This window comes from Burkholderia sp. MSMB0856 (assembly GCF_001524645.2).
Lineage (GTDB): Bacteria > Pseudomonadota > Gammaproteobacteria > Burkholderiales > Burkholderiaceae > Burkholderia > Burkholderia diffusa.
The window spans coordinates 1,007,148-1,031,297 of the sequence record NZ_CP013427.1 but is presented as its reverse complement, the minus strand read 5'-3'; the positions used below and the strand labels follow the sequence as shown (position 1 = coordinate 1,031,297).

24 protein-coding genes are annotated in these 24,150 nt (G+C 67.4%); 13 read left to right on the top strand and 11 right to left on the bottom strand.

The window, feature by feature from the left end; genetic code table 11:
• Window positions 1-142: 142 nt before the first annotated feature.
• Window positions 143-1,972: a glycoside hydrolase family 15 protein gene (locus tag WS87_RS05910; protein WP_059820623.1), complete on the top strand. Its 1,830-nt coding sequence runs from the start codon at window positions 143-145 to the stop codon at window positions 1,970-1,972.
• Between the two features lie 211 nt (window positions 1,973-2,183).
• Entirely contained in the window at window positions 2,184-3,671 is a 1,488-nt protein-coding gene (locus WS87_RS05900) for a polyhydroxyalkanoate depolymerase (protein WP_059820622.1), read from the top strand.
• Window positions 3,672-3,752: 81 nt separating this feature from the next.
• Here the strand turns inward: WS87_RS05900 and WS87_RS05895 are convergent, their stop codons facing one another.
• On the bottom strand, window positions 3,753-4,385 hold the full coding sequence (locus WS87_RS05895; protein ID WP_059527327.1) for a TetR family transcriptional regulator: 633 nt from the start codon (window positions 4,383-4,385) through the stop codon (window positions 3,753-3,755).
• Between the two features lie 156 nt (window positions 4,386-4,541).
• Here WS87_RS05895 and rsxB point away from each other — a divergent pair, with 156 nt between their 5' ends.
• Window positions 4,542-5,537: an electron transport complex subunit RsxB gene (rsxB, locus tag WS87_RS05890; RefSeq protein ID WP_059820621.1), complete on the top strand. Its 996-nt coding sequence runs from the start codon at window positions 4,542-4,544 to the stop codon at window positions 5,535-5,537.
• Window positions 5,534-6,178 (top strand): endonuclease III, encoded by a 645-nt coding sequence (gene nth / locus WS87_RS05885; protein WP_059820620.1) that lies wholly within the window; start codon window positions 5,534-5,536, stop codon window positions 6,176-6,178. The genes rsxB and nth overlap by 4 nt, the downstream gene beginning before the upstream one ends.
• Window positions 6,179-6,287: 109 nt before the next feature.
• Here the strand turns inward: nth and WS87_RS05880 are convergent, their stop codons facing one another.
• A complete protein-coding gene (locus WS87_RS05880) occupies window positions 6,288-7,217 on the bottom strand; it encodes a DMT family transporter (RefSeq protein WP_059820619.1) in 930 nt (309 codons plus the stop codon).
• A 202-nt stretch (window positions 7,218-7,419) separates the two neighbouring features.
• Here WS87_RS05880 and WS87_RS05875 point away from each other — a divergent pair, with 202 nt between their 5' ends.
• Entirely contained in the window at window positions 7,420-7,887 is a 468-nt protein-coding gene (locus WS87_RS05875) for a DUF1841 family protein (RefSeq protein ID WP_415750090.1), read from the top strand.
• 72 nt (window positions 7,888-7,959) lie between these two features.
• On the opposite strand, the gene WS87_RS05870 is transcribed toward WS87_RS05875, so the two are convergent.
• Together WS87_RS05870 and WS87_RS05865 are read right to left on the bottom strand one after the other, a co-directional pair.
• Complete coding sequence (locus tag WS87_RS05870) at window positions 7,960-8,319, bottom strand: c-type cytochrome (RefSeq protein ID WP_011885615.1); 360 nt, start codon at window positions 8,317-8,319, stop codon at window positions 7,960-7,962.
• A 40-nt stretch (window positions 8,320-8,359) separates the two neighbouring features.
• Window positions 8,360-8,719, bottom strand: a complete 360-nt coding sequence (locus WS87_RS05865) for a c-type cytochrome (protein ID WP_011885616.1) — start codon at window positions 8,717-8,719, stop codon at window positions 8,360-8,362.
• 244 nt (window positions 8,720-8,963) lie between these two features.
• On the opposite strand from WS87_RS05865, the gene WS87_RS05860 reads away from it, so the two are divergent.
• The 5 genes from WS87_RS05860 (at window position 8,964) to WS87_RS05840 (ending at window position 14,092) form a co-directional block, all read left to right on the top strand.
• Window positions 8,964-9,806 (top strand): AAA family ATPase, encoded by an 843-nt coding sequence (locus WS87_RS05860; RefSeq protein ID WP_059820618.1) that lies wholly within the window; start codon window positions 8,964-8,966, stop codon window positions 9,804-9,806.
• Window positions 9,807-9,827: 21 nt separating this feature from the next.
• Window positions 9,828-11,003 carry a vWA domain-containing protein gene (locus tag WS87_RS05855; protein WP_059820617.1) on the top strand — a complete coding sequence of 392 codons (1,176 nt, stop codon included), beginning with the start codon at window positions 9,828-9,830 and terminating at the stop codon, window positions 11,001-11,003.
• Window positions 11,004-11,059: 56 nt separating this feature from the next.
• The gene (locus WS87_RS05850) at window positions 11,060-12,271 is read left to right on the top strand and encodes a benzoate/H(+) symporter BenE family transporter (protein WP_059527347.1); all 1,212 of its coding nucleotides are present in this window, start codon (window positions 11,060-11,062) and stop codon (window positions 12,269-12,271) included.
• Between the two features lie 168 nt (window positions 12,272-12,439).
• A complete protein-coding gene (tal, locus tag WS87_RS05845) occupies window positions 12,440-13,393 on the top strand; it encodes a transaldolase (protein ID WP_059527350.1) in 954 nt (317 codons plus the stop codon).
• Between the two features lie 246 nt (window positions 13,394-13,639).
• Window positions 13,640-14,092: a VOC family protein gene (locus tag WS87_RS05840; protein WP_059820616.1), complete on the top strand. Its 453-nt coding sequence runs from the start codon at window positions 13,640-13,642 to the stop codon at window positions 14,090-14,092.
• A gap of 83 nt (window positions 14,093-14,175) precedes the next feature.
• On the opposite strand, the gene mctP is transcribed toward WS87_RS05840, so the two are convergent.
• The 3 genes from mctP to WS87_RS05825 form a co-directional block, all read right to left on the bottom strand.
• The gene (gene mctP, locus WS87_RS05835; protein ID WP_059527358.1) at window positions 14,176-15,726 is read right to left on the bottom strand and encodes a monocarboxylate uptake permease MctP; all 1,551 of its coding nucleotides are present in this window, start codon (window positions 15,724-15,726) and stop codon (window positions 14,176-14,178) included.
• A complete protein-coding gene (locus tag WS87_RS05830; RefSeq protein ID WP_011352801.1) occupies window positions 15,723-15,965 on the bottom strand; it encodes a DUF3311 domain-containing protein in 243 nt (80 codons plus the stop codon). Before WS87_RS05830 ends, mctP begins: the two co-directional genes overlap by 4 nt.
• Before the next feature lie 199 nt (window positions 15,966-16,164).
• Window positions 16,165-17,082, bottom strand: a complete 918-nt coding sequence (locus WS87_RS05825; RefSeq protein ID WP_059820615.1) for a hypothetical protein — start codon at window positions 17,080-17,082, stop codon at window positions 16,165-16,167.
• A 142-nt stretch (window positions 17,083-17,224) separates the two neighbouring features.
• Here WS87_RS05825 and WS87_RS05820 point away from each other — a divergent pair, with 142 nt between their 5' ends.
• Window positions 17,225-17,479 carry a hypothetical protein gene (locus WS87_RS05820; RefSeq protein WP_059820614.1) on the top strand — a complete coding sequence of 85 codons (255 nt, stop codon included), beginning with the start codon at window positions 17,225-17,227 and terminating at the stop codon, window positions 17,477-17,479.
• A 37-nt stretch (window positions 17,480-17,516) separates the two neighbouring features.
• On the opposite strand, the gene WS87_RS05815 is transcribed toward WS87_RS05820, so the two are convergent.
• The 4 genes from WS87_RS05815 to WS87_RS05800 form a co-directional block, all read right to left on the bottom strand.
• Window positions 17,517-17,993 (bottom strand): DNA-deoxyinosine glycosylase, encoded by a 477-nt coding sequence (locus WS87_RS05815; protein ID WP_059820613.1) that lies wholly within the window; start codon window positions 17,991-17,993, stop codon window positions 17,517-17,519.
• Window positions 17,993-18,589: a chorismate--pyruvate lyase family protein gene (locus WS87_RS05810; protein WP_059468302.1), complete on the bottom strand. Its 597-nt coding sequence runs from the start codon at window positions 18,587-18,589 to the stop codon at window positions 17,993-17,995. Before WS87_RS05810 ends, WS87_RS05815 begins: the two co-directional genes overlap by 1 nt.
• Window positions 18,590-18,597: 8 nt before the next feature.
• Window positions 18,598-20,496 carry a molecular chaperone HtpG gene (htpG, locus tag WS87_RS05805; protein ID WP_059820612.1) on the bottom strand — a complete coding sequence of 633 codons (1,899 nt, stop codon included), beginning with the start codon at window positions 20,494-20,496 and terminating at the stop codon, window positions 18,598-18,600.
• Window positions 20,497-20,654: 158 nt separating this feature from the next.
• Window positions 20,655-22,115 (bottom strand): aminotransferase-like domain-containing protein, encoded by a 1,461-nt coding sequence (locus WS87_RS05800; RefSeq protein WP_059600355.1) that lies wholly within the window; start codon window positions 22,113-22,115, stop codon window positions 20,655-20,657.
• A gap of 230 nt (window positions 22,116-22,345) precedes the next feature.
• Between WS87_RS05800 and WS87_RS05795 the strand changes: the two genes are divergently transcribed.
• Window positions 22,346-23,038: a VOC family protein gene (locus tag WS87_RS05795; RefSeq protein WP_059820611.1), complete on the top strand. Its 693-nt coding sequence runs from the start codon at window positions 22,346-22,348 to the stop codon at window positions 23,036-23,038.
• 55 nt (window positions 23,039-23,093) lie between these two features.
• Complete coding sequence (locus WS87_RS05790) at window positions 23,094-24,002, top strand: DMT family transporter (protein ID WP_059820610.1); 909 nt, start codon at window positions 23,094-23,096, stop codon at window positions 24,000-24,002.
• Window positions 24,003-24,150: the final 148 nt, after the last annotated feature.

Sequence of the window (24,150 nt, the reverse complement as noted above, 5' to 3'; positions counted from 1 at the left end):
CTTCAAGTGTTGAGATAGGACGAAACGCCGGCCGTTCATGCGCTCCGCCGCCCGGCCGAGTATACGGGGCGCGACGCCGGCGCGTGAAGCCAGGGCGCCTCCGCCTGCATAGTGAACTCGAATACCCAAGGACCGCTTGCCCATGCCCGCCCTGATCGAAGACTACGCCCTCGTCGGCGACGGCCACACCGCCGCGCTGATCTCGAAAGACGGCTCCGTCGACTGGCTGTGCTGGCCCCGCTTCGATTCGGGCGCCTGTTTCGCGGCGCTGGTCGGCACGCCCGAGCACGGCCGCTGGCTGCTCGCGCCGGCCGACGACGCCGCGATCACGCACACGACGCGCCGCTATCGCGGCGACACGCTGATCCTCGAGACCGACTATGAAAGCGCCGACGGCGCCGTCACCGTGATCGACTTCATGCCGCCCGGCAATGGCTGGTCCGAACTGGTGCGGATCGTCGTCGGCCGCCACGGCACGATGAAGATGCGCATGGAACTGGTGTTGCGCTTCGACTACGGTTTCTCGATCCCGTGGGTCACGCAACTGACCCGCGAGGACGGCGTGAAGGCGATCGCCGGCCCCGATACCGTCGTGCTGCGCACGCCGGTGCCGCTCACCGGCAAGAACCTCCATACGCTCGCGGAATTCACGGTGAGCGCCGACGAACGCGTACCGTTTTCGCTCAGCTACGCGGCGTCGCACCTGCGGCTGCCGCCTGCGCGCGATCCGCTGTCGATGCTCGCCCGCACCGAGAACTACTGGCTCGAATGGTCGGGCCGCTGCCAGGTGCAGGGTCGCTACGCGGCCGCCGTGCGCCGCTCGCTGATCACGCTGAAGGCGCTCGCGTACGAGCCGACCGGCGGGATCGTCGCGGCGCCCACCACGTCGCTGCCCGAAAAGATCGGCGGCAACCGCAACTGGGACTACCGCTATTGCTGGCTGCGCGACGCGACGATCACGCTGCTCGCGCTGATGCGCGGCGGCTACTACGACGAGGCGCGCGCCTGGCGCACGTGGCTCGGCCGCGTGATGGCCGGCTCGCCCGAGCAAATCCAGATCATGTACGGGATCGCGGGCGAGCGCCGGCTGCCGGAAATGGAGCTCGACTGGCTGCCCGGCTACCAGGATTCGAAACCGGTGCGCGTCGGCAACGGCGCCGCGAACCAGCTCCAGCTCGACGTGTTCGGCGAAGTGATGGCCGCGCTGCACCTCGCGCGCGTGGGCGGCCTGCAGGCCGACGACACGGTGTGGTCCGTCCAGTGTTCGCTGCTCGATCATCTCGAGAAGATCTGGCAGGAACCCGACGAGGGGATCTGGGAAACGCGCGGCGGCCGCCGCCATTTCACGTTCTCGAAGGTGATGGCGTGGGTCGCGTTCGACCGCGCGATCAAGTCGGCGGAAATGTTCCGGCTGCCCGCGTCGCTCGACCGCTGGCGCGCGCTGCGCGACCGGATCCACGCCGACGTCTGCGACAACGCATGGCATGAAGGCAAACGGGCGTTTGCGCAGAGCTACGGCAGCGACGAGCTCGACGCGAGCGTGCTGCTGATGCCGCTGCTCGGCTTCCTGCCGCCGGAAGACCCGCGCATCGTCGGCACGGTCGACGCGATCGAGCGGGAATTGCTGCACGACGGGCTCGTGATGCGCTACCGAACGACGGAGTACGACGACGGCCTGCCGCCCGGCGAAGGCACGTTTCTCGCGTGCAGTTTCTGGCTGGTCGACAACTACGCGCTGCTCGGCCGGATCGACGACGCGCACCGGCTCTTCAGCCGGCTGCTCGCGCTGTCCAACGACCTCGGGCTGCTCGCCGAGGAATACGACCCGGTCGAGGGCCGGCTCGTCGGCAACTTCCCGCAGGCGTTCTCGCACGTGGCGCTGGTGCATACTGCAATGAACCTGATGCACCACGAAGACGCCATGGCGCGCGCGGCCGGCCAGCCGGCGCCGGCCGTGGCGACAGGGCGCTGACCGGGGCCGGAGCGGCTTCTTCAGAGATCGTCAATTCGCAAAAGTTTGATGAAAAATCGGGGAAATGTTGCATTGCAACACCCATCGTTGTCCGATATGATCGATTCGATTGTCCGGCCGCACTGCACCATGGCCGGTCGCTGACCCACACGGCACGCCGCGACGCCCCACGCCGCCCTTGCGCACCGTCCCCCACGCGGGAGTAGTCTGCATGCTTTACCAACTGCACGAATTCCAGCGGGCGATGCTGAGCCCGCTCACGGCCTGGGCCCAGGCCGCATCCAAGTCGTTCGCCAACCCGTCCAGCCCGTTCTCGCTGATGCCCGGCGCGACGCGGATGGCCGCCGCGTACGAGCTGATGTACCGGCTCGGCAAGGATTACGAGAAGCCCGAATTCAACATTCATCAGATCGTCAAGGACGGCCACAACATCCCGATCGTCGAGCAGACGATCGTCGAGAAGCCGTTCTGCCGGCTGCTGCGCTTCAAACGCTATTCGGACGATGCCGATGCCGTCACGCAGTTGAAGGACGAGCCGGTCGTGCTGGTCTGCGCGCCGCTGTCGGGCCACCACTCGACGCTGCTGCGCGACACCGTGCGCACGCTGCTGCAGGATCACAAGGTGTACATCACCGACTGGATCGACGCGCGGATGGTGCCGGTCGAGGTCGGCCCGTTCCACCTGCACGACTACATCGCGTACATCCAGGAATTCATCCGCCACATCGGCGCGCGCAACCTGCACGTGATTTCCGTGTGCCAGCCGACCGTGCCGGTGCTCGCGGCGATCTCGCTGATGGCGAGCCGCGGCGAGGACACGCCGCTCACGATGACGATGATGGGCGGCCCGATCGACGCCCGCCGCAGCCCGACGTCGGTGAACTCGCTCGCGACGCAGCACTCGACCGCGTGGTTCGAGAACAACGTGATCCACACGGTGCCCGCGAACTATCCGGGCGAAGGCCGCCACGTGTATCCGGGCTTCCTGCAGCACACGGGCTTCGTCGCGATGAATCCGGAACGTCACGCGCAATCGCACTGGGACTTCTACCAGAGCCTGCTGCGCGGCGACGAGGACGACGCCGAGGCGCATCGCCGCTTCTACGACGAGTACAACGCGGTGCTCGACATGGCCGCCGAGTACTATCTCGAGACGATCCGCGTCGTGTTCCAGGAATTCCGGCTCGCGGAAGGCACGTGGGATGTCGAAGGCGAGCGCGTGCGTCCGCAGGACATCAAGCACACCGCGCTGATGACGATCGAGGGCGAACTCGACGACATCTCGGGCAGCGGCCAGACGCACGTCGCGCACGAGCTGTGCACGGGCATCCCGCAGGACGATCGCCGCAGCCTGACCGCCGAGAAATGCGGTCACTACGGGATCTTCTCGGGCCGCCGCTGGCGCACGATCATCTACCCGCAGCTGCGCGATTTCATCCGCGAGCATGCGCCGGAACCGAAGAACGGCGCGACCAAGGCGCCCGCCGAAGCACCGGCCGCGACGACGCTCGCTGCCGTGCCGGCCGTCAAGCCGCAGCCCGAAGCGACTGCGCGAGCCACTGCCGCGAAGCGCGCGCGCGCGAAGGCGCCGGCCGTGACGGTTGCGCCCGCCAAGACGGCAACCGCGAAGGCCGCACCGGCCGCGAAACGCGCGGGCGCCACGCGCGCCAAAACCGTTCGCGCGCGCAAGGCCGCCTGACGCGCCGCGTTCCGACGCAAAAACGCCGCCGTTGCTTGCGCACGGCGGCGTTTTTTTATCCGGCGGCCACGGGTGGGCCGCTCATCGGCGCAACAGATACGCGAGCAGCACCTCGGTGTTCATCCTGACCATCTCCGCGCGCTCGTCGGCTTGGCTGAAGTCGCGGCCGAGTGTCGCGGCGAGCGTGAAACGGTTCGACACGATGTAGTAGCCGAGCCCCGACAGCGTCACGTAGAAGCGCAGCGGATCGACGTCGCTGCGGAACAGCCCGGCCTTCTGGCCGCGCATCAGCACGTTGCCGAGCTTCGCGACGATCGGCGACATCATCTCGCGGATTCGCGTCGACTTGTGCAGGTAGCGCGCTTCGTGCAGGTTCTCGTTGTTGATGAGCCGCAGCAGCTCCGGATGATCGCGGTAGTAATCCCACACGAAGTGCGCGAGCCGCGTGACGGCCTCGACGGGCGCGACGCCGTCGAGATCGAGCACGCGCTCGGCCTCGGTCAGCGCGGAGAACGCGTGTTCGAGCACGGCCGTAAACAGCTGCTCCTTGCTGCCGAAATAGTAATAGAGCATGCGCTCGTTGGTTTCGGCCCGGCGCGCGATCTGGTCGACGCGCGCGCCGAACAGCCCTCCACTCGCGAACTCTTCGGCTGCCGCCATCAGGATGCGGCGGCGGGTACCTTCAGGATCTCTTTTGATTTTTGGCTGATTCATGGTGGCGTTTTGCTATGTGAGCCGCGTGATCCGGACCGGCACCCCCACCGCCTCGGCGCCGGCTGCCCTGGAACGAGCGCGCCGCGTGCGGCCGCCCTCCTGCTGAGCCCCTGCAAAAAAGCGGTTCGATTATGCGCACAGACAGCGTCCAGCGCAATGCGGGAAATCGGCGATAATCGAGGTTTGGCAAACCTTTCCGGCCGCGCCAGACGCGGCCGAGAGCCATTCGGCGCTGCTGCGCCCGTTGTCACCGTGACCGATTCCAAGACCCTCGCGGATCGCATCGAAGATCTGCTTCCCCAGACGCAATGCACGAAGTGCGGCTATGACGGCTGCCGTCCGTACGCCGACGCGATCGCCGCCGGCGACGCGAACTACAACCAGTGCCCGCCCGGCGGTGCCGAAGGCATCGCGCGCCTCGCGCGCCTGCTCGGCAAGCCGGTGATCCCGCTGAACCCCGTCAACGGCACCGAGCATCCGCGCGCCGTCGCGTTCATCGACGAAAGCCTGTGCATCGGCTGCACGCTGTGCATGCAGGCATGCCCGGTCGACGCGATCATCGGCGCGCCGAAACAGATGCACACGATCGTCGAATCGCTGTGCACGGGCTGCGACCTGTGCGTGCCGCCCTGCCCGGTCGACTGCATCGCGATGGTCCCCGTGACCGACGAGCGCACCGGCTGGGACGCGTGGTCGCAGGAACAGGCGGACGCCGCGCGCGAACGCCACGACCGCCGGCTCGCCCGCCAGCGCCGCGAACGCGAGGCCGCCGAAGCGCGCGCCGCCGCCCGCCGCGCGGCCAGTGCCGGTGCGGCCAAGGCGGCGCCGGCCGCGGCGCCGGCTGGCACGCCGGGCGCCGCCCCGGCCGACGACGCCGACGCGAAGAAACGCGCGATCATCGCCGCCGCGCTCGAACGCGCCCGCAAGAAGAAGGAAGAACTGTCCGAACAAGGCGCCGCGCCGAAGAACACCGAAGGCGTGAGCGCGGCCGTGCAGGCGCAGATCGACGCGGCCGAAGCCCGCCGCAAGCGGCTCGCCGAACAGCAGGCGCAGCGCGACGCCGAAGCTGCGGCTGCCCGCGACGACCGTGACGTTCCGAACAACGACGACCAAAGCGACCCGGCCGCGCCGCCCGACAAGAACCGTCCATGAACGCCACCAAACGACGCGCGATCTACGAAACGCTGCAGAGCCTCAATCCGCATCCGACCACCGAGCTCGAATACACGACGCCGTTCGAGTTGCTGATCGCGGTGATGCTGTCCGCGCAGGCAACCGACGTGTCGGTCAACAAGGCGATGCGCAAGATGTTCCCGGTCGCGAACACCCCGCGACAAATCGTCGCGCTCGGTGAAGAAGGCGTCGCCGACTACATCAAGACGATCGGCCTGTACCGCACCAAGGCGAAGAACGTGATCGCGGCGTGCAACATCCTGCTCGAGCGCTACGACGGCGAGGTGCCGGCCGATCGCGAAGCGCTCGAGAGCCTGCCGGGCGTCGGTCGCAAGACCGCGAGCGTCGTGCTGAACACCGCGTTCGGCCAGCCGACGATCGCGGTCGACACGCATATCTTCCGCGTCGCGAACCGCACGGGGCTCGCGCCGGGCAAGGACGTACGGGCCGTCGAGGCCGCGCTCGAGAAGTTCACGCCGAAGGAATTCCTGCAGGACGCGCATCACTGGCTGATCCTGCACGGTCGCTACGTGTGCAAGGCCCGCAAGCCCGAATGCTGGCACTGCGCGATCGAGCCGCTGTGCGAATTCCGGCCGAAGACACCACCGCCGAACGAGTGAGCGCCGGCCGCGGCCGACGCGCCTCACGCGGCCGGCCTGGCCGTGCGCGGCGCGCGGCGCGACCCGCAAGCGCCGGTGCGGCGCCCACGACTTTCCCAGTTTCCGCTGCTTATGCGTTGGACGTCGCCGTCGCGTCGTCGGCCGCCGCGCCGCCCGCACGCACGAGCGCCAGCACGGCCGCGAGAATCGCGACGCCGCCGGCCCACTGCAACGGCGACAGCGCCTCGCCGAACAGCAGCGCCGCGAGCGCGACCGTCACGACCGGCTCGAGCGTCGACAGCATCGACGTGCGCGCAGCCCCCAGCCGCTCGAGCCCGGCGAAGAACGCGAGCATCGCGGCGACCGTCGACACCAGCGCGATCGCGAGCATCGACGCCCAGCCGCCGGCCGTCGCCGGCCAGCGCGGCGGCGCGCCGAACGCCGCGGTCCGCACGACCGCGATCGCGACGAGCGTCGCGGTCGCCGACAGGCAGATGATCGCGGTGGTCGCGAGCGGATCGACGCCGCGCGTCGCCTTCGTGCCGCCGACGATGTACAGCGAATAGATCACCGCAGCGGCCAGCGCGAGCGCAATGCCGAGCGGCTCGCCGTGGCCGCCGCCGACCATCAGCGCGGAGCCCGCGACACAAAGCACGAGCGCGACCGCCTTCGCGCGCGTGAGGCGCTCGCCGAGCCACCACGCGGCCAACAGCGTGACGAAGGCCGGATACAGGTACAGCAGCAGCGCGACGAGACTCGCCTGCGCATGCTGGAGCGCGCTGAAATAGCAAAACGACTGCCCGACGTAGCCAAGTGCACCCATCGCCATGAGCGGCGCGAGCGCGCGGCCGCGCGGCCATGCGACGCGGCGGTGCCGGGCGATCGCGGCCAGGACCGCGCCGCCGATCGCGAAGCGCACGATCAGCAGCCCGAGCACGTCGACGCCGGCCGCATACGCATAGCGGCCGAAGATCGCCATCGCGCCGAATGCGGCGGCGGACAGCGCGACGTAGAACGCGCCCTGCAGCGCGGCGGACGATGAGCGGGCGGTGGCGGACATGATGTAAGTGGGCAAGTGCGACGACGGGAATCGTCGGAGTGTAGCGGCCCGCTGGCCGGCAGCCTAGTCCTCGCTTACCTGTTGCGCCGCGCCGCAGCCCGCGCCGGCCGACGCCAATCGACGTCGCCGCGCTACGCCACGGCGCGCCCCCCGCCCGCTGCCAGCGCCATGCGCCGACCCGGCGTACAATGCGCGACGCGGCATGACGCCGCCCGAATCACCACGCGTCCCCACCATGTTCAATCCGAGTCGCGACGAAGTCCGTCGCTTTTTCACCGAGACCTGGCGCAAGCAGCGCGCCGGCGAGATCCTCACGCCGCTGGAAGCGATGGCAGCCGACTGGATCGTCGAGCATCCCGAATACCACGACGACCTCGCGGACGCCGACAGCGCCGCCGCGCGCAACTACACGCCCGAGGAAGGCCGCACGAACCCGTTCCTGCACCTGTCGATGCACCTCGCGATCAGCGAGCAATTGTCGATCGATCAGCCGCCCGGCATCCGCGCCGCGCACGACAAGCTGGCCGCGAAGCTCGATTCGACCCACGAGGCGCAGCACATGATCATGGAATGCCTCGGCGAGACGATCTGGGAAGCACAACGCACCGGCACGCCGCCGGATACCGACGCGTACCTGCAGCGCATCCTGCGCCGCGCGTCGCGCGACTGAGCGCCGCGGACAAAAAAATACCCCGCCGCGGCGGGGTATGCTGGCTGCACGGACCGGCGAGGTCCGGCGCGCTTACTTCTTGAAGACGAGATCGGTCTCTTTCAGCGACTCGATGTAGGCCGCGATGTCCTTCATGTCGCTGACCGACAGGTTCTGCACCTGCGCCTGCATGATCGCGTTGTTGCGACCGAGCAGCGGATTCGTCAGCCCCATCTGGTACTGGCGCATCGCCCACACGAGGTAGTCGGCGTGCTGGCCGGCGAGGCGCGGATACTCCGCGTTGATCGGCTTGTTCAGCTGCGCGCCGTGGCAGGCCGCGCAGTTGTGCGACTCAACCAGCTCCTTGCCCTTCGTGGTGTCCGCCGCATGCGCGGTACCGATCGCGAGGCCGGCCGCCAGTGCAACCGCCGCCGTCTTGAATGCGTTGTTCATGAATGCTCCTGTCCCGCCGGTCAGATCGGCGGCGCGCGCTTTACTTGTAGGGATTGTCCTTCGTGTCGGCCTTCTGGGCGGCGTAGTAGGCCGCCAGATCCGCGATGTCCTGGTCCGTCAGCGAACCGGCGATCGCGTTCATCGACGGGAAGTGACGATCCTTCTTGCGGTAGGCCTTCAGCGCGTTCTCGAGGTATTGCTGGTTCTGGCCGCCGAGGACCGGCACCCGGTAGACCTCCGGGTATGCCGCGCGGTAATCCTGGATGCCGTGGCAACCGATGCACATGGCGGCCTTGCTCGCCCCGTCCTTCGGGTTGCCGACCACACCGGCCGCCTGCGCGCTGCCCGCGAGCGCCACGAGCGCTGCGACAACGACGTGTTTGCCGACGAATTTGTTCATAGCTCTTGTAACCTAGCTTGAGGGGAAACTGGCGCCGAAGCGGCAACGGCCCGCGCCGTTTTGCTTGTCGGTCGCCACGCAGGCCAAAAAAAACGGCCAGATTGTACCGCGTCGGCGGGGAATGCGTCCATACGGCGCCCCGGTCCGCCCCGCCGCAGCCCCGCAACGATACGCGGCCCCTGGCCAACCGGACAGCCCTTCTGACTTATACTGGGTTTTTTTGCGACCAGGAAAGAGCGCCGCCATGCGTTTCGAAGGATCCTCGCACTACGTCGCCACCGACGACCTGAAGCTCGCGGTCAACGCCGCGCTGACGCTGCAACGGCCGCTGCTGATCAAGGGCGAGCCCGGCACCGGCAAGACCATGCTCGCCGAGGAAGTGGCGGCCGCGCTCGACATGCCGCTGTTGCAGTGGCACATCAAGTCGACGACGAAGGCGCAGCAGGGTCTGTACGAATACGACGCGGTATCGCGGCTGCGCGACTCGCAGCTCGGCGACGAGCGCGTGAAGGACATCTCGAACTACATCGTGAAGGGTGTGCTGTGGCAGGCGTTCGACGCCGAGCACCCGGCCGTGCTGCTGATCGACGAGATCGACAAGGCCGACATCGAATTCCCGAACGACCTGCTGCGCGAGCTCGACCGGATGGAATTCCACGTGTACGAGACGCGCGAGACGGTACGCGCGAAGCACCGCCCGCTCGTGATCATCACGTCGAACAACGAGAAGGAACTGCCCGACGCGTTCCTGCGCCGCTGCTTCTTCCACTACATCCAGTTTCCCGATCCGTCGACGATGCAGCAGATCGTCGCGGTCCACTTCCCGCACATCCGCGAGGAGCTGCTGCGCGCGGCGCTCGAGAGCTTCTTCGAGTTGCGCGCCGTGTCGGGGCTGAAGAAGAAGCCGTCGACGTCCGAACTGCTCGACTGGCTGAAGCTGCTGCTCGCCGAGAACATCCCGGCCGACGCGCTGCGCGGCGCCGACGCGAAGCAGATCGTGCCGCCGCTCGCGGGCGCGCTGCTGAAGAACGAGCAGGATCTGAGCCTGCTCGAGCGGCTCGTCTACATGAACCGGCACAACCGGTAACCCACCCGCGAAGGCCCGGCCATGCTGCTCAATTTCTTCTACGCGCTGCGCGCAGCCAAGCTGCCCGTCTCGGTGAAGGAATACCTGACGCTGCTCGAATCGCTGAAGGCCGGGCTGATCTCGCCGTCGATCGACGCGTTCTACTTCCTCGCACGAATGACGCTCGTCAAGGACGAGCAGTACTTCGACAAGTTCGACCAGGCGTTCGGCGCGTACTTCCATGGCGTGTCCGCGTTGCCGTCCGAAGCGTTCGACATTCCGCTCGACTGGCTCGAGAAGCGTCTCGAGCGCGAGCTGTCGCCGGAGGAAAAGGCGCAGATCGAAGCGATGGGCGGCCTCGACAAGCTGATGGAGCGCCTGAAGCAACTGCTCGACGAGCAGAAGGAACGCCACGAAGGCGGCAACAAGTGGATCGGCACCGGCGGCACGTCGCCGTTCGGGCACGGCGGCTACAACCCCGAAGGCGTGCGCATCGGCGGCCCGTCGAACGGCAACCGCACCGCGGTCAAGGTGTGGGAGGCACGCGCCTACCGCGACTACGACGATTCGGTCGAGATCGGCACGCGCAACATCAAGGTCGCGTTGCGGCGCCTGCGCCGCTTCGCGCGCGAAGGCGCGGCCGAGGAACTCGACCTGCCCGGCACGATCCGCAGCACGGCCGCGAACGCCGGCTGGCTCGACTTGCGGATGGTGCCCGAGCGCCACAACAACGTGAAGGTGCTGATGCTGCTCGACGTCGGCGGCTCGATGGACGATCACATCAAGCGCACCGAAGAGCTGTTCTCTGCCGCGAAGGCCGAATTCAAGCACCTGGAGTTCTATTACTTCCACAACTGCGTGTACGACCACCTGTGGAAGAACAACCGCCGCCGCCACTCGGAGCGCACCGCGACGTGGGACGTGCTGCACAAGTTCACGCCCGATTACAAGCTGATCTTCGTCGGCGACGCGACGATGAGCCCGTACGAGGTGCTGCAGCCCGGCGGCTCGGTCGAATACAACAACCCGGAAGCCGGCGCCGTCTGGCTGCGCCGCCTCGCGGACCAGTTCCCCCACCATGCCTGGCTGAACCCCGAGCCCGAGCGGCTATGGGAATACCGGCAATCGGTCGCGGTGATCCGCGATCTGCTCGGTCAGCGCATGTATCCGCTCACGCTCGCGGGCCTCGAAACCGCGATGCGCGCACTCAGCAAATAACGAACCCGCCCTGCAGACACGAAGGCCGCGTCCAGGCGGCCTCCCCCGGAGATAGCATGAACCCTTCGCCCACCGCGAGCGCTGGCCGCGCCGGCGGCCGCCGCTTTTTCACCGATACGTCCGTCTCGACGCTCGTCGCCGGCTTCGTCGCGATGATGACGGGCTACACGAGCTCGCTCGTGCTGATGTTCCAGGCCGGCCGCGCCGCCCACCTCACCGATGCGCAGATCTCGTCATGGATCTGGGCGCTGTCGATCGGCATGGCGCTGACGACGATCGGCCTGTCGCTGCGCTTTCGCGCGCCCGTCGTGGTCGCCTGGTCGACGCCCGGCGCCGCGCTGCTGATCGCGTCGCTGCCCGGCGTGCCGTACGCCGAGGCGATCGGCGCGTTCGTCGTGTGCGCGCTGCTGCTGACCGCGATCGGCGTGAGCGGGCTGTTCGACACGCTGATGCGGCGCATTCCGGCCGGCATCGCGGCCGCCTTGCTCGCGGGCATCCTGTTCGAGATCGGCATTGAGATCTTCCGCGCCGCGCAGTTCCAGACCGCGCTCGTGCTCGCGATGTTCTTCACCTACCTGATCGTCAAGCGGCTCGCGCCGCGCTACGCGATCGTCACGACGCTGATCGTCGGCACCGCCGTGGCCGGCGGCCTCGGCCTGCTCGACTTCAGCCGCTTCCATATCGCGCTCGCGCAGCCCGTGTTCACGATGCCCGCGTTCTCGATCGCGTCGATCGTCAGCATCGGCATTCCGCTGTTCGTCGTCGCGATGGCGTCGCAGAACGTACCCGGCATCGCGGTGCTGCGCGCGGACGGCTATTCGACGCCGTCGTCGCCGCTGATCGCGACCACCGGCCTCGCATCGCTGCTGCTCGCGCCGTTCGGCTCGCACGGCGTGAACCTCGCGGCGATCACCGCCGCGATCTGCACGGGCCCCGAAGCGCACGAGGATCACGCGAAGCGCTACACGGCCGCCGTGTGGTGCGGCACGTTCTACCTGATCGCCGGGATCTTCGGCGCAACCATCGCCGCGCTGTTCGCGGCGCTGCCGAAGGCGCTCGTCGTGTCGGTCGCCGCGCTCGCGCTGTTCGGCTCGATCATGAGCGGGCTCGCGAACGCGATGCAGGACGTGAAGCAGCGCGAAGCCGCGCTCGTCACGTTCATGGTCACCGCGTCGGGCCTCACGCTGCTGTCGATCGGCTCGGCGTTCTGGGGGCTCGTCGCGGGAATCGTCACGCAGGTGATCCTGAACGCGCGGCGCCCCGCATAGCGCCGCATGGCGCGGGCCCGCACCGCAAACGGCACGCCGAAACGTGCGCGACGCGATTCGGGCCTAGAATAGTGGACCGGAGGCGGCGCCCGGCGCCGCCTCGCTTCGCTGCCGCGCTCGCGCGGCCCGTGAGAACCCCGGCGCCTTGCGCCCTCCTCCCGAATCGCCATGACTACCGCACTCGACCAGCTGAAGCAGTACACGACCGTCGTCGCCGACACGGGCGATTTCCAGCAGCTTGCGCAATACAAGCCGCAGGACGCGACCACGAACCCGTCGCTGATCCTGAAGGCCGTCCAGAAGGACGCATACAAGCCGATCCTCGAGAAAACCGTCCGCGATCACCGCGACGAAAGCACCGATTTCATCATCGACCGCCTGCTGATCGCATTCGGCACCGAGATCCTGAAGCTGATCCCGGGCCGCGTGTCGACCGAGGTCGACGCACGCCTGTCGTTCGACACGCAGCGCTCGATCGACAAGGGCCGCGAGCTCATCAAGCTGTACGAAGCCGCCGGCATCGGCCGCGAGCGCATCCTGATCAAGCTCGCGTCGACGTGGGAAGGCATTCGCGCGGCCGAGGTGCTGCAGAAGGAAGGGATCAAGTGCAACATGACCCTGCTTTTCTCGCTGGTCCAGGCCGCCGCATGCGCGGAAGCCGGCGCGCAACTGATTTCGCCGTTCGTCGGCCGCATCTACGACTGGTACAAGAAGCAGGCCGGCGCCGACTGGGATGAAGCGAAGAACGGCGGTGCGAACGATCCGGGCGTGCAGTCGGTGCGACGCATCTACACGTACTACAAGACGTTCGGCTACAACACCGAAGTGATGGGCGCGAGCTTCCGCACGACGAGCCAGATTACCGAACTCGCGGGCTGCGACCTGCTGACGATCAGCCCCGATTTGCTGCAGAAGCTGCAGGAAAGCAACGACACGGTGGCACGCAAGCTGTCGCCGGACGCGCTGCTGGACAAGCCGACCGAGCGCGTCGCCATCGACGAGGCATCGTTCCGCTTCCAGTTGAACGACGAAGCAATGGCAACGGAAAAACTGGCCGAAGGCATCCGCGTGTTCGCCGCCGACGCGGTGAAGCTCGAGAAGCTGATCGATGCGCTGCGCTGAACCGCGCTGCACGTGACGGCTGTCAGTTGAACTGTCAGCAAGCCTGACAACAGCCGTCAGCAAGCGTGGCGAACGGCCGCGAACTGCGTGTTCGCGGCCGTTTTTATTTTTCATTCCATCGTCAAGCGCGCGCACTACAATCCACGTCACGAGTGGGCCGGCCGCATCCCGGCGCGCTCTTCCCTGTCAATCTTGGAAGTACCCGGGCCGGCACCGACACGCCGGGCCGGCCAACAGGAGACAACGATGCAAGTCCAACCGTACCTGACGTTCTACGGCCGCGCGGAAGAGGCCCTTCAGTTCTACGAAAAGGCGCTCGGCGCGAAGACGATGTTCAAGATGCACTTCAAGGACGCGCCGCCGAATCCCGACTACCCGATGTCGCCGGAGATGAGCGACAAGGTGATGCATGCGAGCTTCACGATCGGCGACTCGATGATCATGTGCTCGGACGGCGACTGCAGCCAGCCGGGCGGCACGCATTCGGGTTATTCGCTGTCGCTGAGCCCGGCGACGGTCGAGGAAGGTCAGAAGCTGTTCAATGCGCTCGCCGACGGCGGCGAAGTCACAATGCCTTTCGGCAAGACGTTCTGGGCGCTCGGCTTCGGGATGGCGAAGGATCGTTTCGGCGTGCACTGGATGGTCAACGTCGAAGACCTCTCGCAACGCGAGGATCTCGCGAAACGCGCACAGGGCTGACGCCAGCGAAAACGCCCGCCACTTCGCCGTGGCGGGCGTCCTTGTTGTTGCTCGAGGCGCGACACGCGGCCGCGCCGCCCGTATCAGCTCTCGACGACGTCGAGGTAATCCTCCGGCCGCGTGCGGTCCTCCGCATGCGCCATGCCCATCGCGCGCACCAGCACGCTGACCACCACCGACACCACGAGGTTCACGACCAGCGACCACACGGCCGCATAGCCGGGGATCGCGAGGCCGAACAGGTGGATCGTGAAGATCGAGCTCGCAAGCTTCAGCGACACCGCCATCCACGTGCCGCACACGATGCCTGCCGCCCAGCCGGCCAGCAGGCCGCGGTGGTCGAGCAGCCGCGTGTACAGGCCGAGCACGATCGCGGGCAGCGTCTGGATGATCCAGATCCCGCCGAGCAGTTGCAGCTGGATCGCATAGGTCAGCGGCAGCCCGAGGATGAACGCCACCGCGCCGACCTTCACGATCAGCGACACGAGCTTCGCGACGTGCGTCTCCTGGTCGTGCGTCATGTTGCGGTTCACGAACTCGCGGTGGATGTTGCGCGTGTACAGGTTCGCGGCCGCGATCGACATGATCGCCGCCGGCACCAGCGCGCCGATGCCGATCGCCGCGAACGCGACGCCGACGAACCACGACGGGAAATACTCGAGGAACAGCGCGGGCACCGCGAAGTTCGGGCCGAACGCCTTGAAGTACGGTGCGTACTGCGGCATGTCCTTCACGCCCGCGGCGAGCGCCATGTAGCCGAGCAGCGCGAGCAGGCCGAGCACGAACGAGTACGCGGGCAGCATCGCCATGTTGCGGCGGATCGAGTTGCCCGACGCCGACGACAGGATCGCCGTGACCGAGTGCGGATACAGGAACAGCGCGAGCGCGGAACCGATCGCGAGTGTCGCGTAAGCGCTGTAGCCGTTCAGGCTCGCCGCGTCGGGCGCCTTCAGCAGCAGCTTCGCCGGCGGCACCGACGCGAAGATATGGCCGAAGCCGCCGAGCTTCGCCGGGATCACGATGACCGCCGCGGCAATCGTGATGTAGATCAGGATGTCCTTCACGATCGCGATCATCGCGGGCGCGCGCAGGCCCGACGTGTACGTATATGCGGCAAGAATCGCGAACGCGATGATGAGCGGCAGGTCGCCGATGAAGCCAGTCGTGTCGAAACCAAGCGCGCCGATCACGACTTCGATGCCGACGAGCTGCAGCGCGATGTACGGCATCGTCGCGAGGATGCCCGTCACCGCGATCGCGAGCGCGAGCATCCGGCTGCCGTAGCGCGCGTTGACGAAGTCGGCTGCCGTCACGTAGCCGTGTCGCTTCGCGATGCTCCACAGCTTCGGAAACACGACGAACGCGAACGGGTAGATCAGGATCGTGTACGGCAACGCGAAGAAGCCCATCGCGCCGGCGCCGAACACGAGCGCGGGCACCGCGACGAACGTATAGGCCGTGTAGAGGTCGCCGCCGAGCAGGAACCACGTGACGATCGTGCCGAAGCGGCGTCCGCCGAGGCCCCATTCGTCGAGGTGGGCGAGATCGCCGCGTCGCCAGTTCGCGGCCAGGAAGCCGATGATCGTGACGCCAATGAAGAGCAGGACGAAGACGAAGGTTGCGCCGAGGTTCATCGCGCACCTCCTTGCGGGCCGCTCGCCTTCCACGCGTTCTTGGTCTTGAAATACACGAACGCGGTGATCACCGCGCTAATGAACACCCACAGCAACTGGTACCAGTAGAAAAACGGAAAACCCAACCATTGCGGTTCGATCTTGCTGTACGACGGCACCCAGACCATCGCGATCAGCGGCAGCACCAGCAGCCAGAGCCAGCGCTTGGCGGCCCGATTGGCGTCGGCATCGTGAGCCATGACGTCTCCTCATCTTTCCCGGTTATCGATCTTGTCAAGCGGGTACGGCGGCGAGAGGAGGGGCAAAACGGGTAAGCTGCGGCTCCCCTGGCTTCGCGCCAGTATAGGAGCCGCGAGCGAGCGGTCAAGCAGGGGCGAACCCGAGGTGATCCGCCCCCAGTCAGGCTGGTTGCACCGGCATGCGACCGGTGCATGAGCGTCAGATCGCGAACGAGGATTCGCGTGCGCCGGTCGTTTCTTTCAAAGCTTTCACCCACTTGCGCGCGGGCAGCTTCAGCGTGTCCTCGATCAGCTTCGCGCGGGCCTCCAGCTGCGCGAACGACACGTCGAGCGCGGGGCCCGAGAACGCGATCGCGATCCGGTTGCCGTCGTGCACTTCCGGCAGCGCGATCACGCGATGGTCGAACGCCGCGTTCAGATGCTTCATGTTGCGCACGAAGCTCGGATGGTCGCCGAACAGGTTGATCGTCGCGATGCCCGCATCGGCGAGGCAGCCGCGCACGGCGCGGTAGAACGCGACGCTGTCGAGCACCGGGCCGCGCGCGGTCGCGTCGTACAGGTCGATCTGCAGCGCGCCCGTCGTGCCGCGGTTGGCCGGATCGTTCACGAAATCCCATGCGTCGGCTTCGTGCACGACGAGGCGTGCGTCATCGGGCGGCAGCGCGAACATCGTGCGCGCCGCGACGATCACGGCCGGGTTCAGTTCGACGGCCTCGACCTTCGCGTGCGACAGGAAGCGATGCGAGAACTTGGTCAGCGCGCCGGTGCCGAGCCCGAGCTGGACGATCCGCTCGGGCGTTTCGAGGAACAGCAGCCACGCCATCATCTGCTGCGCGTATTCGAGCTCGATGTGCAGCGGCTTCGAGATCCGCATCGCACCCTGCACCCATTCGGTACCGAAGTGCAGGAAGCGCACGCCGCGCTCTTCGGAGAACGTAACGGGCGCGAAGCGCGGCTTGCGCGGCGCCTCGAGGACGGGCACGTCGTCGTGTTCGTCGATCTCCGGACGGCGCTTCACGCGCGCCGGCTGGAGTTTTTCGGAGCCGTTGTAGGCGGCCGGCTTGCGTTGCTTGAACGCGCGCGCCTCGGCGGACGCGCGCTTGATCAGTCGGGTCATGATTGAATCTCGCTGGGTGACGCTGGATGAGCGGACGAGAGGATAGCATTGGTGGGCGACGGCGGCCGTGCCGCCTGCCCTGCCCTGCATGACTTCGAAGCCGGTTGGCGCTACGCTGCACTCGGTGATCGAAGGAGGACGCATGAACCCGAACGGCAAAAGGATCTGGTTTCCGGCGAAGCGCTACGGATGGGGATGGGGGTTGCCGATTGCCTGGCAAGGCTGGGTCGTACTGCTGCTGTTCGCGATCGGGATCATCGCGAGCGCGTGGCTCGCGCCGCCGCAGCGGTCGCCGATCGCATACGCTGCATGCATCGTGGTGTTGGTCGCGCTGTTGACCGCCGTTTGCTGGATCAAGGGCGAAAAGCCCAGGTGGAGATGGGGCAAGAACGACTGAGCGCCGCGGCGACGTCCGCGCGCGATCCTGATCGATGTCAGGCGAGAATCGCCCGCCACTGCACCAGCTTCTGCTCGAACGACAGCATCGCATTCGCCGGACTCGACGACGGCAGCACCAGCGTGTCGTACCCGGCCTGGCCGATCACGTCGGCAAACCGCCCCGCCGTCTTGCCGTTGAAACACACTTTCTTCAGCAACGGCGCATGCGCGCGCAACGACGCGAAGTCGTTCGGCTTCGCATTCCGAATCGCAGAATCGAGACTGCCTTGCCGGTGGCACGCATCGAGGACGTCCCAGATGCCGATACCGTGCGAAAGCACGCGCTCGAGCCGCGCGTCGTACACAAGCTCGTGCAGGCGCGGCTCGCCGAGCACCGCCCCGAGCAACCGCCAGAACTGGTTGCGCGGATGCGCGTAGTACTGCGCGGCATCGAGCGATGCCTCGCCCGGAAAGCTGCCGAGAATCATCGTATGCGTATGCGGCCCGACGACCGGCGGAAAGCCCTGCAGCATCACGCCGCTCCGCGCGGCCCGACGGATCGCGGCCCGTCGCCGTGCGCATCGAGATGGCGCCACAGCGCGGGCAGCATGCATTCGGTGACCATCAACGGCTTGCCGTGCCGCTGGAACACCGAGCGCCGCGCGGCGAACGCATGCGGCGCCCGCGCGCCCTGCAACGCATGGCTCGCGAGCGCATACAGCGGATGACCGGCGATCACGCGCCGGCTGACGAGCGTGGAGCGCTCGACCTGCGGATCGCTGTACAGCAGCTCCGCGAGCGGCCGCGTGCGCAACCGCCGCATCGCCTGCCAGACACCCTTGCTGGCCGCGAGCGGCGCGATGCTGTGCGCGGCGACGTACGGCATGCCGTCGACCGACAGGATCACCTCGCGCACCCACATCGGCGCGCGCGGCGCACTGTCGAGCGCGTCCGGTTCGTCGAACCACGGACAGTCGACGGCCTCGCGCGTCACGCGCACGCTCACGCTGCCGAGCCGCGCCAGATGCGCGGTCAGCGAACCGCCGCGCGTCAGCCAGTCGCGCTGATCGAGCGTGCAGCCGGGCCGGGGCGTTTCGCGCCAGCCCGCCCGTGCGCCGTCGAATCGCATCCGCGCGTTCACGCGGTGCGCGACAGCAGCAGCGCGTTGGTCCGCTTCACGAAGCTCGCCGGATCGTCGAGCATCCCGCCTTCGGCCAGCAACGCCTGGTCGAACAGCAGGTGGCACCAGTCGCCGAAATTGGCGCTGTCGGCGTTCAGCTGCTTCACGAGCGCGTGCTCCGGGTTGATCTCGAGGATCGGCTGCATCGCCGGCGCGTTCTGACCTGCCGCCTTCAGCATCCGCTGCAGGTAGCCGCTCATGTCGTTGTCGTCCGCGACGAGGCACGACGGCGAATCGGTCAGGCGGAACGTGACGCGCACTTCCTTCACCTTGTCGCCGAGCGCTTCCTTCATCTTCTCGACGACCGGCTTGATCGCCGCGCCCGCCTGCTCCTGCGCCTTCTTTTCCTCGTCGTTCAGCTCGCCGAGGTCAAGATCGCCGCGGGCCACGCTCGCGAGCGGCTTGCCGTCGAATTCATGCAGGAACGACAGCATCCATTCGTCGACGCGATCGGTCAGCAGCAGCACCTCGACGCCCTTCTTGCGGAACACTTCCAGGTGCGGGCTGTTCTTCGCGGCCTGCCACGTATCGGCGGTCACGTAGTAGATCTTGCTCTGCTCGGGCTTCATGCGCGACACGTAGTCGGCGAGCGACACGTCCTGCGCGTCGGTGTCGCCGTGCGTCGATGCGAAGCGCAGCAGCTTCGCGATCCGCTCGCGGTTCGCGTGATCCTCGCCCAGACCTTCCTTCAGCACCTGGCCGAACGCGCTCCAGAACGTCTTGTACTTCTCCTTGCCGGCGTCCTCTTCCGCGTTCGCGAGTTCCTCGAGCATCGACAGCGCGCGCTTGGTCACGCCTTCGCGGATCGCCTTCACGTCGCGGCTTTCCTGCAGGATTTCACGCGACACGTTCAGCGGCAGGTCGGCCGAATCGACGACGCCCTTCACGAAGCGCAGGTATTGCGGCAGCAGCTGCTCGGCGTCGTCCATGATGAACACGCGCTTCACGTACAGCTTCAGGCCGCCGCGGTAATCGCGGTTCCAGAGGTCGAACGGCGCGTGCGCCGGCACGAACAGCAGCTGCGTGTATTCGCTGCGGCCCTCGACGCGGTTGTGCGTCCAAGTGAGCGGATCCTGGTGGTCGTGCGCGATGTGCTGGTAGAACTGCGTGTATTGCTCGTCGCTGACGTCGCTCTTCGAACGCGTCCAGAGCGCGCTCGCCTGGTTGACGGTCTCGTCCTCGTCCTTCAGGACCATCTCGCCCTTTTCCTGATCCCACTCCTCCTTCTGCATCAGGATCGGCAGCGCGATGTGATCGGAATACTTCTGGATGATCGACTTCAGGCGGTGCGACGACAGTAGCTCGTCCTCGCCTTCGCGCAGATGCAGCGTGATCGTCGTGCCGCGCTGCGCGCGCTCGATCGCGTCGATCGTGAAATCGCCCTCGCCCGCGCTTTCCCAGCGCACGGCTTCGTTCGCCGGCAGGCCGGCGCGGCGCGTCTCGACGGTGATCCTGTCCGCGACGATGAAGCCCGAGTAGAAGCCCACGCCGAACTGACCGATCAGCGCCGCGTCCTTCTGCTGGTCGCCTGACAGCTTCGTGAAGAATTCCTTGGTGCCCGAACGCGCGATCGTGCCGAGGTTCGCGATCGCCTCGTCGCGGCTCATGCCGATGCCGTTGTCCTCGATCGTGATCGTGCGTGCGGCCTTGTCGAAGCCGATGCGGATGCGCAGATTCGGATCGTTCTCGTACAGCGCGTTGTCCGCGAGCGCTTCGAAACGCAGCTTGTCGGCCGCGTCGGACGCGTTCGACACCAGTTCGCGCAGGAAGATTTCCTTGTTGCTGTAGAGCGAATGAATCATCAGGTGGAGGAGTTGCTTGACCTCTGCCTGAAAGCTCATCGTTTCGTGTGCCATGGATGCTGTTTCCTCTTACTTGAACTTGAATGGTGTGGCGCGGGCGCCCGGCGCGCGATGCCGGCGGGCCCGTCAAGGACGACCGCCTGGCGCAAGCGGTTCGCGCGGGTATCTGGGGACGGGCGACCGGATTTCAAGAGGCGGTGCGCCGCCCGCCGTCACGACGCGCGCCGCGCCGCCGCTTCGATATAGCGCGCGAGAAACCCCGGCAGTGCCGGATCGCCGCAGTTCGCGACGTTGAAGCGCGTCCATGTCGACGACGACTGCTGCGGCGAGAACAGGCTTCCCGGCGTCAGCAGGAACCCTTCCTCGTGCGCGGCGGCCGCGAGCGCGTCCGAATCGACGCCCGTGTCGGCCCACAGGAACATCCCCGCCGCCGGCATCGTGAAGAGCCGCAGCCCGGTACGTTCGAGCATCCGCGCGGTCTTGTCGCGCACGCCGTCGAGCCGCGCGCGCAGCCGCTCGACGTGACGCCGGTAATGCCCTTCGGTCAGGATCTTGTACAACACGCGCTCGTTGAGCTCCGGCGTCGTCATCCCGACCAGCATCTTCTGGTCGGTGACCGCCTTCGCGATCTCCGGCGCGCAGGCGACATAGCCGACCCGCAAATTCGCCGCGAGCGTCTTCGAATAGCTGCCCAGGTAGATCACGCGCTTCAACTGGTCGAGACTCGCGAGTCGCGTGGCCGGATAGCTCGGTGGGCACAGGTCGCCGTACACGTCGTCCTCGACCACGAGGAAGTCGTACGCCTCGGCAAGCTTCAGGATCCGGAACGCCTGCGCAGCGGACAGCGACGTGCCGGTCGGATTCTGCAGCACCGAATTGATCACGAGCATCTTGGGCCGCCACATCTGCACGAGCGTTTCCAGCGCGTCGAGATCGGGGCCGTCGGGCGTATAGGGCATGCCGACCAGTTGCGCGCCCTGCGACGCGAAGCGGCCGAACATCTGGAACCACGCGGGATCGCCGACGATCACCGCATCGCCGGGCCGCACGTAGATCCGCGAAATCAGGTCGATCGCCTGCGTGATGCCCGACACCAGCACGAGCTGCTCGGGCTTCGCGCCGATCTCGACTTCCGCGAGCCGCGTCTGCAATTGCTGGCGCAGCGGCAGGAAGCCCTGCGCGGTGCCGAAACCGAGCATCTGCGCGCCGGACTGGCGCCCGAGCGCGCGCAGCGCGCCGGTGATCAGCTCGCCGTCGAGCCAGCGGCCCGGCAGGTAGCCGAGACCCGGCCCTTTTTCCGGGCTGACGGTATGCAGCATGTTGCGCAGCAGCCAGACGACGTCGATCGTGTTGTGCACGGGCGCGGCCTCGGCCACGCGCACCACGTTGTCGGCCGGCTGCGGGCCGGTGGCCGTGCGCTCGCGCACGTAGAAGCCCGAGCCGCGTCGCGAGTCGAGATAGCCCTGCGCGACGAGCCGTTCGTACGCTTCCACCACGGTAAAGCGCGACACGCTCTTGTCGAGCGCGAGCTTGCGGATCGACGGCATGCGCATGCCGGGCCGGAACACGCGTTCGTCGATGCGGCGCCGCGCCCACTGGACGAGCTGGTCGACGAGCGTGAGCGTGGCCGTATCGTGCGGCGCGGGAATCTGGGCGAGTGGAACGGTGGACATGAGCGGCGACTCCAACTGTACCGAAGGCTATCGCGCCGATTGTACCGTTACTGTGCCGGTGCCGACGATTACAGTTGACCGGAATGGCGATCGTGCGGCCGCCGTCGCGGCCTTGCCGCACGCGGCGCCGCAGCGCCGGGCCCGTATCGCGGCCCGGGCACCGGCCGGTTCCGCAACCGCCCGGCGCATCGCCCGTCTACCATGACACTTTCGCTTCCCGACCGACGTTCATGCCAGCCCGCTCCCTGACCCTCGACCATCTCGTGATCGCCGCGCGCACGCTCGACGAAGGCGTGCGCCATGTCGCCGCGTCGCTCGGCATCGAACCGGCCGGCGGCGGCCGCCATCCGCTGATGCGCACCCATAACGCGCTGTTCGGCGCGTGGGGCGGGCTGTACCTCGAAGTGATCGCGATCGATCCCGATGCTCCCGTCACGGGCGTCGACGCCACGCCGCCGCGCGCGCGGCTGTTCGGCCTCGACGATCCGGCGATGCATGCCAGACTCGCGCAGGGCCCGTTCCTCGCGCACTGGGTCGCACGCGTCGACCGCCCGCGCCAGCTCACGATGTGGCAACGCCAGTACCCGGCGCGCATCGCGCCGGTCGTTGCGATGCGGCGCGGCGACCTGAGCTGGGGTCTCACGGTGCCCGACGACGGCGCGTTTCCCGCTTGGCAAGGCGCCGGCGACGGCCTCGTGCCATCGCTGATCCAGTGGGACAGCCCGCGCCATCCGGCCGAATCGCTGCCGAACGACGGCGTCGCACTGAAGGCGCTCAAGGGCGTCCACCCGCGTGCGGACGTCATCCGCGAGCAGCTCGACTGGCTCGGCGCGGGCCATCTGCTCGACCTCGACAGCGGCGACGGCCCGCCGGCGCTCGTCGCCGAATTCGACACGTCGCAAGGCGCACGCACGCTGCGCTGAACGCCGCTGCCGCCCCTCGATTACACGAACCCCGCAATACGGAGACACCCATTTCATGAATTCGCGCGAAACCCGGGGCATGCTGCTCGGCCTCATCGGCGTGATGATCTTCAGCCTGACGCTGCCGATGACGCGTATCGTCGTCTCCGAACTCAACCCGCTGCTGAACGGGCTCGGCCGCGCGCTCGCCGCGTCGGTGCCGGCCGGCCTGCTGCTGTGGTGGCGCCGCGAACGGCTGCCGACCCGCGCGCAGTTGAAAAGCCTCGCGGTCGTGTCGGCCGGCGTGATCATCGCGTATCCGGTGTTCTCCGCCTGGGCGATGAAAACCGTGCCGGCCTCGCACGGCGCGGTCGTGAACGGGCTGCAGCCGCTGTTCGTCGCACTGTACGCGGCGTGGCTGTCGCACGAACGGCCGTCGAGGGCGTTCTGGGCCAGCGCGCTGGCGGGCAGCGCGCTCGTGATCGCGTTCGCGCTGCGCGACGGCGGCGGCACGGTGCAGGCCGGCGACGCGCTGATGCTCGTCGCGGTCGGCATCGGCGCGCTCGGCTATGCGGAAGGCGCGCGCCTCGCGCGCCAGATCGGCGGCTGGCAGGTGATCTGCTGGGCGCTCGTCGTGTCCGCACCGTTCCTGGTGCTGCCGGTCGGCTGGCTCGCGTGGACGCAGCACGTCGCGCACCCCGCCCCGCTCGCGTTGCGCACGTGGCTCGCATTCGGCTACGTGACCCTTTTTTCGCAATTCATCGGCTTTTTCGCGTGGTACGCCGGGCTCGCCATGGGCGGCATCGCGCGCGTCGGCCAGGTGCAGCTGCTGCAGATCTTCTTCACGATCGCCTTTTCCGCGCTGCTGTTCGGCGAGACGGTGACGCCGTCGACGTGGCTGTTCGCGGCCGCCGTGATCGCGACCGTGATGCTCGGCCGGCGCTCGGCGGTGGCCACGGCCCCGCGTCCCGCTCGCGCCGGTTGATGAGGTGCGCCATAATGTTCGTTTTGCCTGAACGGTTGTGCCCACCCGGCCGCGACGGCCCGGTCGCGCTCCCGCACGCCCACCCGGCCGCGTCGACGCGATCAGCCCGATCGACCTTTCTTGACTGACCACGATATCCGAACGAGGA

Bases quoted from the DNA above. Each gene is read 5' to 3' on its own strand.
- nth (WP_059820620.1), top strand. From the start codon at position 5,534: ATGAACGCCACCAAACGACGCGCGATCTACGAAACGCTGCAGAGCCTC.
- WS87_RS05790 (WP_059820610.1), top strand. From the start codon at position 23,094: ATGAATTCGCGCGAAACCCGGGGCATGCTGCTCGGCCTCATCGGCGTG.
- WS87_RS05820 (WP_059820614.1), top strand. From the start codon at position 17,225: ATGAACCCGAACGGCAAAAGGATCTGGTTTCCGGCGAAGCGCTACGGA.
- WS87_RS05895 (WP_059527327.1), bottom strand. From the start codon at position 4,385: ATGAATCAGCCAAAAATCAAAAGAGATCCTGAAGGTACCCGCCGCCGC.
- WS87_RS05850 (WP_059527347.1), top strand. From the start codon at position 11,060: ATGAACCCTTCGCCCACCGCGAGCGCTGGCCGCGCCGGCGGCCGCCGC.
- WS87_RS05855 (WP_059820617.1), top strand. From the start codon at position 9,828: ATGCTGCTCAATTTCTTCTACGCGCTGCGCGCAGCCAAGCTGCCCGTC.
- WS87_RS05830 (WP_011352801.1), bottom strand. From the start codon at position 15,965: ATGGCTCACGATGCCGACGCCAATCGGGCCGCCAAGCGCTGGCTCTGG.
- tal (WP_059527350.1), top strand. From the start codon at position 12,440: ATGACTACCGCACTCGACCAGCTGAAGCAGTACACGACCGTCGTCGCC.
- WS87_RS05810 (WP_059468302.1), bottom strand. From the start codon at position 18,589: ATGCGATTCGACGGCGCACGGGCGGGCTGGCGCGAAACGCCCCGGCCC.
- WS87_RS05825 (WP_059820615.1), bottom strand. From the start codon at position 17,082: ATGACCCGACTGATCAAGCGCGCGTCCGCCGAGGCGCGCGCGTTCAAG.
- WS87_RS05865 (WP_011885616.1), bottom strand. From the start codon at position 8,719: ATGAACAAATTCGTCGGCAAACACGTCGTTGTCGCAGCGCTCGTGGCG.
- WS87_RS05900 (WP_059820622.1), top strand. From the start codon at position 2,184: ATGCTTTACCAACTGCACGAATTCCAGCGGGCGATGCTGAGCCCGCTC.
- WS87_RS05860 (WP_059820618.1), top strand. From the start codon at position 8,964: ATGCGTTTCGAAGGATCCTCGCACTACGTCGCCACCGACGACCTGAAG.
- WS87_RS05795 (WP_059820611.1), top strand. From the start codon at position 22,346: ATGCCAGCCCGCTCCCTGACCCTCGACCATCTCGTGATCGCCGCGCGC.
- WS87_RS05815 (WP_059820613.1), bottom strand. From the start codon at position 17,993: ATGCTGCAGGGCTTTCCGCCGGTCGTCGGGCCGCATACGCATACGATG.
- WS87_RS05910 (WP_059820623.1), top strand. From the start codon at position 143: ATGCCCGCCCTGATCGAAGACTACGCCCTCGTCGGCGACGGCCACACC.
- htpG (WP_059820612.1), bottom strand. From the start codon at position 20,496: ATGGCACACGAAACGATGAGCTTTCAGGCAGAGGTCAAGCAACTCCTC.
- rsxB (WP_059820621.1), top strand. From the start codon at position 4,542: ATGCGGGAAATCGGCGATAATCGAGGTTTGGCAAACCTTTCCGGCCGC.
- WS87_RS05840 (WP_059820616.1), top strand. From the start codon at position 13,640: ATGCAAGTCCAACCGTACCTGACGTTCTACGGCCGCGCGGAAGAGGCC.
- WS87_RS05870 (WP_011885615.1), bottom strand. From the start codon at position 8,319: ATGAACAACGCATTCAAGACGGCGGCGGTTGCACTGGCGGCCGGCCTC.
- WS87_RS05800 (WP_059600355.1), bottom strand. From the start codon at position 22,115: ATGTCCACCGTTCCACTCGCCCAGATTCCCGCGCCGCACGATACGGCC.
- WS87_RS05880 (WP_059820619.1), bottom strand. From the start codon at position 7,217: ATGTCCGCCACCGCCCGCTCATCGTCCGCCGCGCTGCAGGGCGCGTTC.
- WS87_RS05875 (WP_415750090.1), top strand. From the start codon at position 7,420: ATGACGCCGCCCGAATCACCACGCGTCCCCACCATGTTCAATCCGAGT.
- mctP (WP_059527358.1), bottom strand. From the start codon at position 15,726: ATGAACCTCGGCGCAACCTTCGTCTTCGTCCTGCTCTTCATTGGCGTC.